The organism is Nostoc parmelioides FACHB-3921 (genome assembly GCF_014696625.1).
In the GTDB taxonomy this organism is placed as follows: domain Bacteria; phylum Cyanobacteriota; class Cyanobacteriia; order Cyanobacteriales; family Nostocaceae; genus Trichormus; species Trichormus parmelioides.
Genome location: NZ_JACJQL010000009.1, coordinates 1 through 16,490 on the forward strand (window position 1 = coordinate 1; position 16,490 = coordinate 16,490).

Consider the following 16,490-nt stretch of genomic DNA (forward strand, 5'->3'; position numbering starts at 1 on the left):
CCATCATCGACTCACAAGGTCGTGTAATCAATACCTGGGCTGACATCATCAACCGCGCTAACTTGGGTATGGAAGTAATGCACGAGCGTAACGCTCACAACTTCCCCTTAGACTTGGCTGCTGGTGAAGTTGCTCCTGTTGCTATCAGCGCTCCTGCTATCAACGGTTAATTCTCAAGTCTTAATTCAATAAAAAAGCGTCTCCTGAAAAGGGGGCGCTTTTTTGCTTTTTGCAATTCAGGACTAAGGGAACACCAAAAAATCAATTATTCCAAATTGGCGGTTAGTAGGGTGCGTCAGTATGAATAATTTCTTGTTACAGCTAGGTTTTTTTGCACTGACGCACCCTAAATTTTGGATATTTTTTTATCTGCAAATCCCTAAACTAAAGTTATTACTACAAACAATGGTTAGCAGATATCATCTGAATTCACCCATTCGTCATAAGATGAATCGTAACCTGTGTAGTGAATAAAATATTGATTTCCTTGGATCTTCTCAATGGTTGCAGTGTACCAGGTTTCTTCTTCGTCACTCCAACATTTAACCTTTTTACCCACTGCATATCCATTGGCATCAGATGAGGCATAATCAGTAGTGCGAATGTCATCTTTGCCAACCCACTCATTATGGGATGAACCATAGCCAATGTAGTTTATAAAGAACTGGTCATCTTGAACCTTCTCAATTGTGGCTTGATACCAGTCTTCTTCTTCTTCATCCCAGACTTCTATTTTTTTGTTGATTGCATACTGGCTAGTATCTGATTTCACAGCAGATGAGGCATTTTGAATAGGCTGTGCTGTCTCTTGTTTTATTTCTTCTTTAACTAAGGTATGGGCTTGCAAAATCAATCTGCGAGCTACTGATTGAATACCTGTATGCTCAAAGTAATTGGTAGTTTGGTCTAGGAATGCAGCGACAAAATCTAAATTATCATCAGCAATTTGAATAAAACTACCAAGATGACTAGAAATAGATTGTGGGGTGATACCTGTCTTGGTGACTAAGTTATTCATCCAGCCTTGAACAGCATTGAAACCCTGATTGATAAAGCCTAGTTTATCGGTGGGATTATTTCCTGGTAAGGAGCTATTGACGGCTAAGAAAACAGGATTTTGAGTGATGCTGTTGGAGTCAGCACCGCTAATGATTCCCTGAATTTTGCTGAGGAAGTCGGGGCCTAATGGTAGGATGCCATCTAGGCAAACTAGGGCTACCATGCGGATTAAAGAAGCATCTTGATAGTTGTTAGCCAGAGAATTGGCAAATTCTTGGGGGTTTGGCTGGGGAATACCGTTGAGTTTGCAAAAAACGATAATTTCGACTGCAATTTTCAGTACTAGGTCAATTGTTTGAGTGAGGTCGGCTTTGGGCGTAATGTTGCTTAAAAAAGATAGAAAGCCAATTTTCTCACCTACTTTATTAGCTAAAGCCGCAGTCGCCATTGCAGTGTCAGCTTTATCTATGGTTTGGTAAAGTTTGATGGCTGCTTGGTAGCCTTGTTGAGGATCATGATACAAAGAGGTGGCGCGATCGCGGATTCTTTGAATTACCTTAGCGTCAGTTTCTCCGGTAATCGCACGGATACTATTATCGAAACCTACTAAATTCTGCCACTGGCCAGGGGCGACATAATCCAGCGCGTTGAGAACTTTGACGGTAATATTATCGTTCGGTAATTCATCAATCAACTGAATAATGGATTTATCCATAAAGCAGACCTCACAATCTTGGGAAATACTGACACAACAATTCAGATCAGCCGATGCAGATAACCTCTACCTGCTTCGCTTTCTATTCACTGGACAGTATTCATAGAGTTCCCAAGATTGAGAAAAAAGTAACTTTAACACGTTAGCGAGGGTCTAGAGTGTTAGAATTCATCAGTTTCATGCTTATCCTGCAAGGGAAAAGAATCTGCCTTTAGCCCTGGGAGAAAGTCTTAATTTATCCTGCAAATAATTTGGGTGTGTAGGTTTTATCGTAAAAATGGAATTTACTGTAACAATTCAATATAAAATCTAAAATCTAAAATCCCCAATTAAGATGGCAGACTTAACTCCTAATTCCAGTTTTAGTGTTACTCTCCGGTTACAGATTCCCAATCGTGTGGGAATGCTAGCATCTGTTACTCAGGCGATCGCATCTAGTGGTGGTAATCTCGGTCAAATCGATTTAATCGAGCAAACGCGCCAAGTTTCTCTCCGTGACTTAACTGTTGATGCTGCTAGTACTGAACACGCAGAAACTATTGTGCAAGCAGTCAAAGCCATACCAGATATTAAGTTAGTCAGCGTTTACGATCGCACCTTTAATTTACATCGTGGCGGCAAAATCAGCATCACCAGCCGGATTCCTCTCAAGAGTGTCTCCGACCTAGCAATGGCTTATACCCCTGGTGTAGGTCGGGTTTGTACGGCGATCGCTCAAGACCCATCGCAAGTATACAATTTAACTATCAAACAAAATACTGTCGCCATTGTCACTGATGGTAGTGCAGTTTTGGGGTTGGGTAATCTTGGCCCCCATGCAGCTTTACCAGTAATGGAAGGTAAAGCCATGTTATTTAAGGAATTCGCCGGACTTGATGCTTTTCCTATTTGCTTGGCTACCCAAGATACAGAAGAGATTATCCAAGCAGTCAAAAATATTGCCCCGGTTTTTGGCGGTGTGAATTTAGAGGATATCGCCGCACCCCGTTGTTTTGAAATTGAGCAGAGATTGCGACAGGAATTAGATATTCCCGTTTTTCACGATGACCAACATGGTACAGCAATTGTCACTTTGGCAGCTTTATTTAACTCCTTGAAACTGGTGCAGAAGTCAATCACTGATATCCGCATTGTGATTAATGGTGCTGGTGCGGCTGGCGTGGCGATCGCTCGGTTACTGCGGAAAGCTGGGGCAGAAAAAATCTGGATGTGCGACTCTAAAGGCATTATCTCCACCACTCGCACCGACCTCAATGAAGAAAAACAAGAGTTTGCTGTCAAAGCTCAGGGTACACTAGCCGGTGCAGTCCAAGGGGCAGATGTATTTATTGGTGTGAGTGCGCCTGGAGTCTTAACACCAGAAATGGTCAAGTCTATGGCTAAAGACCCGATTGTCTTTGCTATGGCTAATCCCATACCCGAAATTCAGCCGGAATTAATTAGCAAAGATGTAGCTGTCATTGCTACTGGTCGCAGTGACTACCCCAACCAAATTAATAATGTGTTAGCCTTTCCTGGGGTGTTCCGTGGGGCGTTGGATTGTCGCGCGCAAACAATTACCACCACCATGTATTTAGAAGCAGCCAGTGCGATCGCTTCTTTGGTTAATCCCTCAGACTTGAATCGGGAACATATTATTCCCTCCGTCTTTGATGAACGTGTCGTTACCGCCGTCGCTGCTGCTGTACAACGTGCAGCGCGAGAAGAGGGGATTGCACGGGGTTAATTAACACTTCGACTAGGTTCGGTGTTAACTTTAAAAGTTCTTTTGATTAAGGATGGGCGATTCGTCCATCCTTTATATTTTAATGGGTTCAGTTAAAGGTAGAAATCAAAATTAAAGTAGGTTAATTTGGGACTCGTTGGAGTTCCAATGCTCATTCACGAGTCTTAAACACTCGTCAACCAAGTTCTAACACTCATTCACGAGTCTCAAATACTCGTCCACGAGTCTCGAATACTCGTCCACGAGTCTTAAACACTCGTCCATGAGTCTTAAACACTCGTCAAGCAAGTTCCAACACTCGTCCATGAGTCTTAAACACTCGTCAACCAAGTTACAACACTCGTCCACGAGTCTCAAACACTTGTCCACGAGTCTTAAACACTCGTCCACGAGTCTTAAACACTCGTCAACCAAGTTCTAACACTCATGAATTAGTTTTAAATTATAGGACTTATACTATTTCACCTGAATTATCCAAACAATTTCTCAAACCTGTAACTTTTGGTCATGAATAACCAAGCTGGGGACTTTTTCGAGGAACTACCGTTAATTTTAGCGGGGCCATTGCTACAACATACTGAGGCAAAATCAGTCACCGTACTAGTTGTACTCCAACAATCTTGTCAGGTAGAACTCAAAGTTTACGCAACAACAAATAATGGTGAAAGGTTAGGAAATTGTTTATTAGAAGGACAACGCTTGACTGTAGCTTTGGGCAAGTATCTGCACATTGTAGCGATTACAGCCGTGTCTCCTGTGGGGGCTAGTTTAACTAATGAGTGCATTTATGCTTATGACCTCCAGTTCACCTGTGCTGATCAAACTTTGCTGAATCTAGAACAAGCATTATCTTCAAATCGCTTTCCTCAAGTCAGTATTAGCTACTTTGAGCATCAAAAACCTACTTTTGTGCTTCCTCCAGATTCCTTGGCAGATTTGCATATTATCCATGCTTCTTGTCGCAAACCCCACGGACACGGAATAGATGCCTTACCCTTACTCGATGCTCTCATAGCATTAGCCGCCAACCAACCCCGTAGCCGTCCTCATCAGTTATTCCTCACAGGTGATCAAATCTATGGTGACGATGTGGCAGATCCATTTTTATGGGTCGCCAGTCATCTTGGCGATTCTCTGCTTGGTTGGGAAGAAAAACTTCCTGTAGGTCAAGGTTATCGCACTCCCAAGGAACTAGCCCCAGGAGAACGGGCGGAAGTGGCGACAGAAGAAGCCAAATTGACGGCAGGATTACATAATAAATCAGAGAAAGTTTCCAGTCATTTGTTCAGTTTGGGGGAATATTACGCCGCTTATTTACTGGCTTGGTCGCCTGTGTGCTGGCCGGAGGCCTTTCCCCCAGGAAAATGGGTAACAAGCGATCGCCAAGCCCTGAAAATGTGGGATCAATCGGTGGCTGATTTACGACAATTAATTTATACACTGGGACGGGTGCGGCGGGCGCTGGCGAATATTCCCATGTACACCATCTTTGATGACCATGATGTCAGCGACGATTGGAACTTAAATCAAGCATGGTGTTTGCGGGTTTTGGGTAATCCTCTGGGACGGCGGACTGTACAAAATGCTTTGTTAGCATACAGCGTCTTTCAAGCTTGGGGAAATACACCAGAACAATTTACATCTGGTCAATCTGGGGAAAAATTACTGGCGGCGGCGGAAAATTGGTCAGCATCAGCCGGGAAGGATATGGAAGCTGATCAGGCGATCGCTCGTTATCTAGGGATGCCAAGCTGTAACCCCAACACAGGACTACCAAATTTTGTTTTAGAAGATGGCGTATTTATCTTAGAACGCCACCCCGAAACACTAACTTGGAACTACACAATCACCAGCAATTGCCATGAAGTCATAGTATTAGACACACGCACATGGCGGGGCTACCCAGCCGACAAAAAACCAATCGCCCCACCGATGCTGCTATCTCCCGGAGCGATGAAGCAACAACTACTACAACCATTACAAAAAAATGCAGATCACCAAAATCTCACTACCTTCGTGATTGCACCTACCAATGTATTTGGATTGCAAGTTATTGATTGGATTCATCATTGGCAGTTAAAGCGCGAAAAAGTCTTTTCTACAGATGTGGGAGATTCTTGGAACATTCATTTTGAAGCTTTGGCAAAACTCCTGACAACTTTATGTGAGCAACGTCAAAAAGTCATCATTCTTTCCGGTGATATTCATTACAGTTGTGCCGCCCGCTTCTCTTATGGAGCAATTCCCCATTCACCACAGCAATCTGTCATAGTCCAGTTAACCGCCAGTGCTTTGAAAAATGAAGAGACCCTGACTAAAATAATCCATACACGCCTCAAACAATGGCTATTGCCAGAAAAAATTCGCCGTTGGCTGGGCTGGAATCAACCACCCAATATGCTGGAAGTTACCACAAAGCGGCTACACCGTCGCCAAGCACTAACTAATCCTGATTGGCATTGTGTACTGGAGTGGATACCGCGACAGCCCACCCAGAATTTTTATCGCCGATTGGATATGTCTACTTTTGTTACCCCCAGAAACCGCCAAAATTCACGCTGGCAATGGTTACAAACCTTGAAAATTTGGCAATCTCCTTGGTTTCAAGATGGGCGAGAAGTAGTTGGGTTGAACAATTTAGCATTAGTTCACTTTGAGCTATCAGATAACACTAATTCTTATCAAGTCATTCAGGATACTTATTGGTTTTCTTCTACATCATCAACTCAAATTGTTTACAGCCGTTTCGCTACTAATTTGCAACCAAATCAGTACTTGTTAAATGAATTTTTAATTGTAGGGAGTCAATCAATTGACGATTAAAAGTAGCCGACTGCTTGTCTAACACTTACACAATCCAAATGGAAAGAAATTTGGTGTGGGCAAAATGCCCACCCATGTTGTGTAAGGTAGATTTGGAACTCCTGATTAACGCGAGTTCGACGAATAAAAAAACCCCTCTCCAAACCTCTCCCCTGCAAGGAGCTACGGTGTACACACATCTTTTTGCTGGATGCAAAATGTCGTTCGATCCCCCTAAATCCCCCTTAAAAAGGGGGACTTTGATTCTTGTTCCCCCTTTTTTAAGGGGGGCTAGGGGGGATCAAAACGTTATGGGGCTAGGTTATTAGACTTGTGTGTACACCATAGCCTGCAAGGAGAGAGGCTTTAAAATACCATTTTTCCTTGATATGTTATCTCTTTACGCCCCTCTCCGCGTCGGAGAGGGGCTGGGGGAGAGGTCAAAAAAGACTTATCGAATTCACGTTGATTAACGCGATCGCCCTGATGGATTAGCTCGTTGCTGCTGGTAAAATCCTATAACCTTCTGGACATAAGCAGCAGTGAAACCAGTATTGCAGCCTGTATATGCCCCAGTCATCCACCAACAAGCCACACCACGTACAGACGCAGTTTCATTGTTTCGAGTAGCACTGAATTGATTATTTAACTCACGGCGAGTAATACAAGAAACTACCTCACGCGCTAACGCAGGGTTATTGTCAAATTGTGTGGGTGTAACTTCTTTTTTCAGACAATATTTTGACCAACCTTTGAGAGTTTCCGGCTTAACTTGCCAAGCACTATAAAGTCCATCGTTGGCTTTACCAGTTTGTGGTGCAGCTTGTCTTAATGCTTCCACCAGTGCAGCAACTTGAACATCAGTAGGTTGTTGTTGCTGTGCTTGAGCATACAAGGGAGAAAATCCGCAGCCAATGACGACTCCACTCACAAGTAGCGATCGCAAAAGGTAATCTCTCATATCTCAATCAACCTGACAACATCTACTAAATAGTAATAGATGAAAGTAAGCAACAGAGCAAGAACATCCGATTTAAGGTAATGCGCGCTAAAAAAGCATAACTACGAATAAGGGCTGTTGACCGTTGACTGTTAACGGTTGACTGTTAACGGTCAACAGCCTTCACGATGAGATTATGCAACTTAAAAGCACAATAGCTTATTACTCTTCATCGCCGGACTATTACCAATGTCCCTGGCGTTGTCCAATTGTATAACTTACGTGCCAACTTGACTGGTAAATTTACGCAACCGTGACTGACTGGAGTCCCAAAACGGTTATGCCAGTAAGCACCGTGAATAGCATAACCTTGATGGAAATACATGGCATAAGGAACATTAGGAATGTCATAGCCAGGCCCTCGCATCCGATTAGTGCGATATTTGGAATTAATCTTAAATTGACCTACAGGTGTAGGAGTGGAGCGCTTACCTGTGGAAATTCGGAAAGAATACACCAGTTTTTTACCTTCCCACGCAAATAAGCGTTGATCTGATAAATCGATTTCAATTTTCCGAGGTTGAGTAATACTGTTCTGCTCAACTACGGCGGTTCTATATATCCCAGAAGTGGGGTCAGCTGTCGTGGGTAGCAACCCAGAAAGCAAAACCACCATCATAACTATCGCACCTGTCAACAAATTTCCTGAGCGACGTATCCAAATATTAAGAATCCAGCTTTGCATATCCCATCACCTTCTTGATTATGCAAACATCATCAATTCCTAGATTTTGAAGTTCCCAATATCCAAGATTCATCACAAAAATCTTGGCATTTTGTAGCGATTGTACTTCTAGGAGCTTTTGAATTAAAGTTTAACGAAAGTCTGGATTTACGCTAATTCCCTTGAGGCAGATTCTGAGATTTTCCTCTTCTATAATTTATTTCATATTCAACAATGCACATTCCGGAAATTTACAGTAGACACTTTTTATAAAATAAATATAATTATCTTGCTTTGTAGACATTTTTAGAGATTATTTTCCTCAAAAGCTGAGACTGATAGTTATTTGAGAATAAACTTGTATTGATGAGCTAGCAATGAGCAGCGATCGCTCAGAGATTATTTATCTGCGTTTACTCACATTCCAAATCTGTTGCATCATTTCAGTCATAGATTGGGTTGAGCGTAGCACCACCAAACATATATCGGGGTATTGGGTTACGCAAATACTTGACCCAGCCTACATTTTAGGCTTGTCACTTTCATAGTCGTAACACACCCTAATTAAAATTTACTTTATAGATTGCCTCTTAACTAACAACCAGTAAGTTAACGGTTGACAAAAAATAAACATCTCACCTTTTAATGAAGATTTTATTTAGTGAAAAAACATTGGTAATAATACTAATTATCTATATATTCATCATGTAAAGATGGGCGCAACTTGTACGGAAAATACAGTCATATTTTCATCTAGTAATAAGTTTAAGTTTGGTTTTCTAAAAATATGATGAAGCAAGAGAATAATCGATTACTAACATTGGAAATTTCTATTAAAATTCAAACTATGACGGGGCGTAAAACTGTTTAGTAGAACATTTTTTAACTAAACTCCTCGAATAGCAATACCAATTTCTGGAGATGTAAATTCTAGCCACATATGAAACGAAAATTTTCTCGTATATCAGCATCGACCTTATTGGTTACTGGACTTCTTTCTGCCTCAATTGTTGCACCAGCGTATGCTAGAGGTGGTGGTCAAGGTCAAGGCCAAGGTCAAAGTCAGACCCAAGGTCAAGGCCAAGGTCAAAGTCAGACCCAAGGTCAAGGTCAAGGTCAAAGTCAGACCCAGGGTCAAGGTCAAGGCCAAGGTCAAAGTCAGACCCAAGGTCAAGGTCAAGGTCAAAGTCAGACCCAAGGTCAAGGTCAAGGTCAAAGTCAGACCCAGGGTCAAGGTCAAGGTCAAAGTCAGACCCAAGGTCAAGGTCAAGGTCAAAGTCAGACCCAAGGTCAAGGTCAAGGTCAAAGTCAGACCCAAGGTCAAGGTCAAGGTCAAAGTCAGACCCAAGGTCAAGGTCAAGCCAGTGGTGGTCAAACTTCTTCAGCAATATGTAAGATTACTGATATTTCACTTGGAGGTGTTTCAGCTACAGCTTGTGACGGCCCAAATGCTGGCAATGACACGGGTAACGCAGGTACTTTGCTCTCTAAATTAAATGATGATGATCTCTTTAGCAGCTTTGTTGGTACTGGTGTGCAATGGACTTTAGCTGGTAAATCTGATGACACAAATCCCTTTGCGATTACAACAGATGATGGAGAAATTAGTACAGGTGCATGGGGTTTAGGATCAACATTGTCCAGTAACACGTTTGTAGTAAGTCTTAAAGCAGGTAATGGTTATAGCGCTTACCTATTCAAAGATTATGATTTCACTCAAGGTTTAACGGGAATCCTCAATACTATTGGTGTCGCTTTAGATGGTAGTGGAAACGCAGGGAAAGCTTTATCTCACGCCTCATTATTCGTCTCTAATATAAAAAGAAATACTCCCCCTCCTCCTACTCCTCTACCTGAACCTGCTTCTCTGTTAGGTCTTGGTTTATTAGCAACTGGAATGATAAAAATTCGCCGTCGTCGTTCAATCTAATTTCTTTTATCTTTGATCAATTTCACTAATCGCACACAAAATTTTTGTTAGATATGGTGGGTTGAAAACTTTAAATCGTTACGGGCTATAACCTGTAACGATTTTTGATTTTTATTCACTTTTGAATGACAACTGGTGTTCCTAAAGATGCCCAATTGAATAGCCATTTAGCATGATTGGGGGCGAGGTTTACACAGCCATTACTTACGGGTCTCCCAAATTTTTTATGCCAATATGCACCATGAATACCGTAATTACCACTATAAAACATGGCGTAGGGAACGTTGGGGACATCATAGTTTCTACCACGCATCCGCGTAGACTTATGCTTTGATTGAATCTTGAAAGCACCAATACGGGTGGGTGTCGATCTTTTACCAGAGGAAATGACGATCGCATACACAGGTTTTCCACCTTCCCAAGCGGTTAATCTTTGATTGGCAAGATTAATTTGAATCCAACGTTGATCGGATTTTTGCAAAGTCTCAATTGTATTTTCAACTTTTTGTGAGGTGGACAGTGCTAATGCTTCACCAAACCCAGTATTTATGAAAGTCAAGGACAATGCTGCACTAGCAGCAAACATTTTTAAACCACGTTTCCAGTCGAGATAAATCAGCGATTTCATAGTTGAAACACGTCAATCATGGAGTTAAAGCAGATTTTGAGAAATCAACTATAACAGTGGGTTTTAAATAATTTCATCCTGAAAATTACGCTAATTCAAAATTTAAGGGTGTAGGGGTTTAAGGGTGTAGGTGAAAGGCATCTTTTTTGTTTGAGAGTGAAACTTATTTTCGATCCTTATTACCAAGCTTTAGGTTATACTGCTTAGTCCTTGAGTTAAGTTCCTGGCTAATTGAGCGATTGCTTGCCAATTTTCCGCTTTCACTAGTTGCTGAGGAAATAACTCTCCACCTAGAGCAACGGCGATCGCACCTGCTTGAATTAGTCCTTTGGCATTTTCTAGGGTTACTCCCCCGGTGGGAATTAAGGGAATATGACCTAAAGGCCCTTGCAGACTCTTAATATAATCAGCCCCCCCTAAAGCTTGTACGGGGAATACTTTGACACAACTTGCACCATCAGCCCAAGCATTAACAATTTCCGTGGGGGTGAGTGCGCCGGGAATGATGGGTATATTTTTGGTGACAGATGCTTTGATCATGGCTGAGTCAACATGAGGCGTAAATAGAAATTCTGCCCCACAAGCGATCGCTTCTTCTAGTTGCTGCAAATTAAATAATGTGCCAGTACCAATAATACATTCTGGTAACTGCTCACGTAATCGGGTGATTAATTCCCCTGGGCGATCGCTATTCCAGGTAATTTCAATTAGCTGCATCCCCCCAGCAGCAGCAGCCAGAGCCATTTCCAGCCCTAATTCTAGTTTCGGGGCGCGGACGACTGCGATCGCTCGCTGTTTTTGCAACTGTGATAACCAATCTTGAGTAGACATTGTAACGGAGGCGGAGGCGTTCGATTCTCAATTACCAGACTGACATACATATAGGACTTACGCATGGAAACGAAAGATCAAGGGTTTGGAGAAGGGTATAGGGGTGTAGGGGTCTGGAAGTTTCTTTGCCCGCTTCTTCCACCAGATGGATACTTACCATGCACCCTTAGTCAGATGGAAGGCCAGTAGGAAGTATTTAAGCTGAGTTTAACAAGGCAGTAACAAATATTAGACGAGCAATACTAATACCAATTCAAAATTCAAAATTCAAAATTAAGGAAGCCAAGCAGAATCATGATTGTTGAGTATGTATCTGTCCCATTCTTTTCTCAAATTGGTATAAGTTGGTTGAACAACTGTGTATTGCTTCTTGGTAAAGAAAATAATCCCCAAGGTGTGTCGGGAATAACTTATACCAATTTAATTAATGATTGCAACACATCCTTGGGTGAAGACGCGATGCCAGTCGCTACAACGAGGGGAACTGCCGCAACGCGCTGGCTCATAAATCGCGTCTCTACAGATGGTTTATTTTGAATTTTGAATTGATTCATTTGTCGCATTCTTTTTTCAAATTGGTATTACTCAAATCATGAGAAATAAATCCCTGGGTGTGAGAAAACGACTAACTCGCAATTGGTGGACAGTGGTAGCACGAGGAGCGATCGCCATTATTTTTGGTTTAGTGGCTCTATGCAGGCCGACTTTGACCTTAGATTTATTGGTATACCTGTTTGCTGGCTTTTGGTCGATGGGGGGAATATTATTGGCGATCGCCGCATTTCAAGAGCGTTTGCATGACAATCACAGTAGATTATTGTTACTAGAGGGAATCATCGGTATTGGAGTAGGAGCGATCGCTTTTATTTACCCTGGGATCGCTGCATTTGTATTACTTTACTTGATTGCTGCTTGGGCAATTTGTACTGGTATATTCGAGATTCTGACATCTTTGCAACTGCGACAAACACTAGAAAATGAGTGGCTTCCCGCAGTAGCTGGAATTCTTTCTCTCATCTTCGGTATCATATTGATCGCCTGGCCAATCACTGAGGCTTCGGCTATTGTGTGGTTAATCGCTGCTTATACCATCCTGTTTGGTACACTACTTTTAATTCTAGGCTTCCAGTTACGTGGTTGGGGACGGAAAAATTCAAAGTTAATGACAAACTAATCTTATGCCCCAATACTTCGGACAACTGCATACTACCGAGCCATCTTGGACTACTCTGGGAAATGTACAAGCGATAGAACAAAGCGATCGTCATTTGCTGTGCAATTGTGGCGATGCCTTGGTAAAAATTAGTATTCTAGGGTCAAACCTAATTCGCGTCAGAGTTACACCAACGGGCGAGTTTCAAAAACGCCGATCATGGGCGGTTACACAGGAAGATGAACAATGGCCGGCGGTGGAATTTGAGGTAAAAGAACAAGCAGATATTATCGAAATTACAACACAGTCGCTCAGGTTGGTATTACATAAAAATCCGTGTCGGATTGAGTGTTTTGACTTAGCAGGAAACCCCTTTGCTGAGGATATTAACCCAAGTGTAGGCTGGCGGACTGGTGCGATCGCTGGATGGAAAAAAATCGCAGCTGATGAACATTTTTATGGTTTTGGAGAACGTACAGGCTTACTTGACCAAATAGCTACCATCAGAACCAACTGGGCTTGTGATGCCCTTGATTATGATGTTCTCACAGACAATATGTATCAGGCAATTCCCTTCTTTATGGCGTTGCGTCCAGGGTTGGGTTACGGTATTTTCTTTAACACTACTTTTTGGAGTCAGTTTGATCTCGGTGTCCAAGAACCCGGCGTTTGGCGGATGGAAACCCAAGGAGACGAACTAGACTATTACATTATTTACGGCCCCGAACCAGCAAAAATCCTGGCTACTTATACCCAGCTAACCGGACGAATGTCACTACCACCAAAATGGTCACTGGGTTATCATCAGTGTCGCTGGAGTTACGAATCACAGGATATAGTCCGTCAACTAGCTAAGGAATTTCGTCAGCGTCAAATTCCTTGTGATGTCATCCATTTCGATATTGATTATATGAACGGGTATCGGGTGTTTACCTGGAACCCCAAGCGGTTTAGTGAGCCAAAAGCTTTGATAGATGACCTCAAGCAAGATGGTTTTCAGGCGGTGACGATTGTTGACCCTGGTGTGAAGTACGAGCCTGAAGCCGATTATCCAGTCTTTGATGAGGGATTACAGAAGGATTATTTTGTCAGAAAAACCAATGGTCAATTATTTCATGGGTATGTGTGGCCTGACAAAGCTGTGTTTCCTGATTTTTTGCGCCCAGAAGTTAGAGATTGGTGGGGAAGTTGGCACAAAAGTCTTATAAGTATGGGTGTGGCTGGTATCTGGAATGACATGAACGAACCAGCATTAGATGACCGTCCCTTTGGCGACCCTGGTAACAAAATTTCTTTCCCGCTTGATGCTCCCCAAGGACCAGCAGATGAAATGAGTAACCATGCGGAAACCCATAATTTGTATGGTTTGATGATGGCGCAAGCATCTTTCCAAGCAATGCAAAAGTTGCGTCCGGTGGAACGCTCATTTATTTTGACACGCTCTGGTTACGCCGGGATTCAACGCTGGTCAGCAGTTTGGACGGGAGATAATCAATCTCTCTGGGAACACCTGGAAATGTCTTTAGCAATGTTGTGTAACTTAGGCTTATCAGGTGTAGCTTTTGTAGGGGCTGATATTGGTGGTTTTGCGGGTAATGCTACCGCAGAACTATTTGCCCGTTGGATGCAGGTGGGAATGCTATATCCTTTGATGCGGGGACACTCAGCACTGAGTACAGCGAGACACGAACCCTGGGTATTTGGCGATCGCACTGAGAAAATTTGCCGCGAATATATTCAATTGCGTTACCAACTGCTACCTTACATCTACACGCTGTTTTGGGAAGCTGCAACCACTGGTGCGCCGATTCTCCGCCCTTTACTTTATCACTTCCCCAGCGATCGCCAAACTTTCAATATGGCTGATCAAGTCATGCTTGGTGCTTCCTTACTCGCAGCCCCTATCTACCGCCCTGGTGTGGAATATCGGGCAGTCTACTTACCTGAAGGTTGCTGGTATGATTGGTGGACTGGTGAAGCTTTTACAGGCCCGACCCATATTTTAGCCCACGCCCCCCTAGAAAGAATGCCCCTATATGTGCGTGCTGGTGCGATTATACCGATGGCTCCAGTGATGCAATATGTAGATGAGTATCCCCTAACTCAGCTAACCATTCGGGTGTGGATAGGTATAGGTGAGTTTACGCTTTATGAAGATGATGGTCGGAGTTTTGAGTATAAAACGGGTGTTTTCTGCACAACACATTACCGTATTTATACTCAAAAAGAACAAACCATAGTGGAAATTGGCGCGCGGGAGGGCGAGTTTTCCCCCGCAGAACGGGAAATGATTGTGGAATTAGTTGGTGTTGGTGAACAGCGCTTCGTTGATGATGGGTCAGCCAAAGAGTTAGTTTTTGGCTAAAGGTGGGAAAATCTCCCGCACAGACCTAGAGAACGAGATAAAACCTCAACAAAAGCGATCGCCCCTACGGGATTACCAATTCTATCTAAAGCTGGACTATAACAGGCGATCGCTCCTTCCCCTGGTACTATGGCGAGTAAACCCCCTCCAATCCCAGATTTCATCGGTAAACCAATTGTGACAGCATACTCAGCAGAAGCTTCATATAAACCACAGGTAAGCATAACAGAGTTAACAATCTGTTGATGCTGCGGTGATATTGAGCTACTTTCTAAAGCCAAGAGTTTCCCTAGTAAGGCTAAATCCTCAACCTTCCCAGAGAGACAGCATATCTGCTCATAAGTATCAAGTGCTACATCAAGATTTTCTAAATAACCTTTTTCTGCCAGATAATTAGCGATCGCTTGATTAGCCGGAGAGCGAGATAATCTGACAGAAGCCAGCATAGATTCATCTAACTGAATCTGACTACCTGCCAATTGGTTTAGCCATTCGCAGAAAGAGCGCGTGCGATGGTTTGCATCCTCTCCTGGTAATTTATCAGCGAGAGTAATAGCCCCACTATTAATCATCGGGTTCCGTGGATATCCACCATCAGCCACCAGTTGTTCTAAGGAATTAAAAGGCGCATCTGATGGTTTCACGCCAACCCAGCTTAAAACCTTCTCCATTCCCATGTGTTCCAACAGATACAGGAAAGTAAAAGGCTTAATCATGCTCATTAGAGGAAATACACAATGTGTATCTCCTTCACTGTAGAATTTTCCTGATTGACAACAGATATGGACAGCAAACCAAGCGGTGTCAGCCACAGCTAATCTTGGGATGCGCTCAACTACTCGTCCACAATTTGTCTTAGTTTTTGCCAATGTTACCCAAGTAGACAAATCCACGGTGTCTAGTCTATCAAATCCCTTCACAATAGATACAGCCCCAAAGATTTATCGTAGTCATCCTATTTTTCCCCTAAACCCTCTTTTTTCTTCTCTCCATCTCTTAAAAACAAAATATTTTTTATTAAGGAATGAAACGTAATGTTAAATAATAATGCAAAATAGGGATTCTTCTTGAATTTAGTTGAGAAATATCCTGATTATATTGTCAATCATTAATAAATTTCAGGAGCTAATCAGGTGTTAACTTCAACCTTACTCGCTGCTGCAACCACCCCCCTGGAATGGAGTCCTACAATCGGGATTATTATGGTTATTGCCAATGTGATTGCCATTACTTTCGGCAGGCAGACCATCAAGTATCCTAGTGCAGAACCAGCTTTACCTTCAGCCAAATTCTTTGGTGGTTTTGGTGCGCCTGCGTTACTTGCGACCACTGCTTTCGGTCATATTCTGGGAGTAGGTATTATTTTGGGATTACATAATCTAGGCAGATTCTAATTAAGAAACAGTCAATAGTTAACACAGATAATTACTCATTGTGTAGGCTATTTACTATTTCCCAAAGATGGTATTTTTAACGTATACCATGCTGTCATAGGTGATTACCGAAGTTAATTTTCAGTAGATTTTTGTTGTGTCTGTAATCGGCCAGAGAGTAATTTCTCTGGTTTTTTTTACATATAAATTTCTATAGAAATCTGATTGATGTGATTTAGGACTTAAGCATGAAAACAAAAAATTAAGGGTATAGGGGTATAAATGATTGAAACCCTTACACCCT

13 protein-coding genes and 1 pseudogene are annotated in these 16,490 nt (G+C 42.5%); 8 read left to right on the forward strand and 6 right to left on the reverse strand.

What is annotated here, in order from left to right; translation table 11 throughout:
• Positions 1 to 170 (forward strand): annotated as a pseudogene (locus tag H6G14_RS08405) (photosystem II q(b) protein); the annotation flags it as partial.
• A gap of 239 nt (positions 171 to 409) precedes the next feature.
• Here the strand turns inward: H6G14_RS08405 and H6G14_RS08410 are convergent.
• Entirely contained in the window at positions 410 to 1,714 is a 1,305-nt protein-coding gene (locus H6G14_RS08410) for an agenet domain-containing protein (protein ID WP_190566774.1), read from the reverse strand.
• A 334-nt stretch (positions 1,715 to 2,048) separates the two neighbouring features.
• Here H6G14_RS08410 and H6G14_RS08415 point away from each other — a divergent pair, with 334 nt between their 5' ends.
• Both H6G14_RS08415 and H6G14_RS08420 read left to right on the forward strand, forming a co-directional pair.
• A complete protein-coding gene (locus tag H6G14_RS08415) occupies positions 2,049 to 3,440 on the forward strand; it encodes a malic enzyme-like NAD(P)-binding protein (RefSeq protein ID WP_190566776.1) in 1,392 nt (463 codons plus the stop codon).
• 507 nt (positions 3,441 to 3,947) lie between these two features.
• Positions 3,948 to 6,263, forward strand: coding sequence for a metallophosphoesterase family protein (locus H6G14_RS08420; RefSeq protein ID WP_190566778.1), 2,316 nt, complete (start codon positions 3,948 to 3,950; stop codon positions 6,261 to 6,263).
• 448 nt (positions 6,264 to 6,711) lie between these two features.
• Here H6G14_RS08420 and H6G14_RS08425 read toward each other — a convergent pair whose 3' ends face one another.
• Together H6G14_RS08425 and H6G14_RS08430 are read right to left on the reverse strand one after the other, a co-directional pair.
• Positions 6,712 to 7,203, reverse strand: a complete 492-nt coding sequence (locus tag H6G14_RS08425) for a hypothetical protein (RefSeq protein ID WP_190566780.1) — start codon at positions 7,201 to 7,203, stop codon at positions 6,712 to 6,714.
• 208 nt (positions 7,204 to 7,411) lie between these two features.
• On the reverse strand, positions 7,412 to 7,927 hold the full coding sequence (locus H6G14_RS08430) for a L,D-transpeptidase (RefSeq protein ID WP_190566782.1): 516 nt from the start codon (positions 7,925 to 7,927) through the stop codon (positions 7,412 to 7,414).
• A gap of 919 nt (positions 7,928 to 8,846) precedes the next feature.
• Between H6G14_RS08430 and H6G14_RS33520 the strand changes: the two genes are divergently transcribed.
• On the forward strand, positions 8,847 to 9,836 hold the full coding sequence (locus tag H6G14_RS33520; protein WP_242053385.1) for a PEP-CTERM sorting domain-containing protein: 990 nt from the start codon (positions 8,847 to 8,849) through the stop codon (positions 9,834 to 9,836).
• A 115-nt stretch (positions 9,837 to 9,951) separates the two neighbouring features.
• Here H6G14_RS33520 and H6G14_RS08440 read toward each other — a convergent pair whose 3' ends face one another.
• Entirely contained in the window at positions 9,952 to 10,464 is a 513-nt protein-coding gene (locus H6G14_RS08440; protein WP_190566785.1) for a L,D-transpeptidase, read from the reverse strand.
• Between the two features lie 189 nt (positions 10,465 to 10,653).
• Positions 10,654 to 11,295 (reverse strand): bifunctional 4-hydroxy-2-oxoglutarate aldolase/2-dehydro-3-deoxy-phosphogluconate aldolase, encoded by a 642-nt coding sequence (locus tag H6G14_RS08445; RefSeq protein WP_190566787.1) that lies wholly within the window; start codon positions 11,293 to 11,295, stop codon positions 10,654 to 10,656.
• 294 nt (positions 11,296 to 11,589) lie between these two features.
• Between H6G14_RS08445 and H6G14_RS08450 the strand changes: the two genes are divergently transcribed.
• The 3 genes from H6G14_RS08450 to H6G14_RS08460 are packed head-to-tail and all read left to right on the forward strand — an operon-like array spanning position 11,590 to position 14,813.
• Positions 11,590 to 11,832: a hypothetical protein gene (locus H6G14_RS08450; RefSeq protein WP_190566789.1), complete on the forward strand. Its 243-nt coding sequence runs from the start codon at positions 11,590 to 11,592 to the stop codon at positions 11,830 to 11,832.
• 55 nt (positions 11,833 to 11,887) lie between these two features.
• Positions 11,888 to 12,469, forward strand: coding sequence for an HdeD family acid-resistance protein (locus tag H6G14_RS08455; protein ID WP_190566791.1), 582 nt, complete (start codon positions 11,888 to 11,890; stop codon positions 12,467 to 12,469).
• A gap of 4 nt (positions 12,470 to 12,473) precedes the next feature.
• Positions 12,474 to 14,813: a glycoside hydrolase family 31 protein gene (locus tag H6G14_RS08460; protein WP_190566793.1), complete on the forward strand. Its 2,340-nt coding sequence runs from the start codon at positions 12,474 to 12,476 to the stop codon at positions 14,811 to 14,813.
• Here H6G14_RS08460 and H6G14_RS08465 read toward each other — a convergent pair.
• Entirely contained in the window at positions 14,810 to 15,733 is a 924-nt protein-coding gene (locus H6G14_RS08465) for a glutaminase (protein ID WP_190566795.1), read from the reverse strand. The two genes, H6G14_RS08460 and H6G14_RS08465, sit on opposite strands and share 4 nt — an antisense overlap.
• Before the next feature lie 213 nt (positions 15,734 to 15,946).
• Here H6G14_RS08465 and psaK point away from each other — a divergent pair, with 213 nt between their 5' ends.
• On the forward strand, positions 15,947 to 16,207 hold the full coding sequence (psaK, locus tag H6G14_RS08470; protein WP_011319225.1) for a photosystem I reaction center subunit PsaK: 261 nt from the start codon (positions 15,947 to 15,949) through the stop codon (positions 16,205 to 16,207).
• Positions 16,208 to 16,490 lie beyond the last annotated feature (283 nt).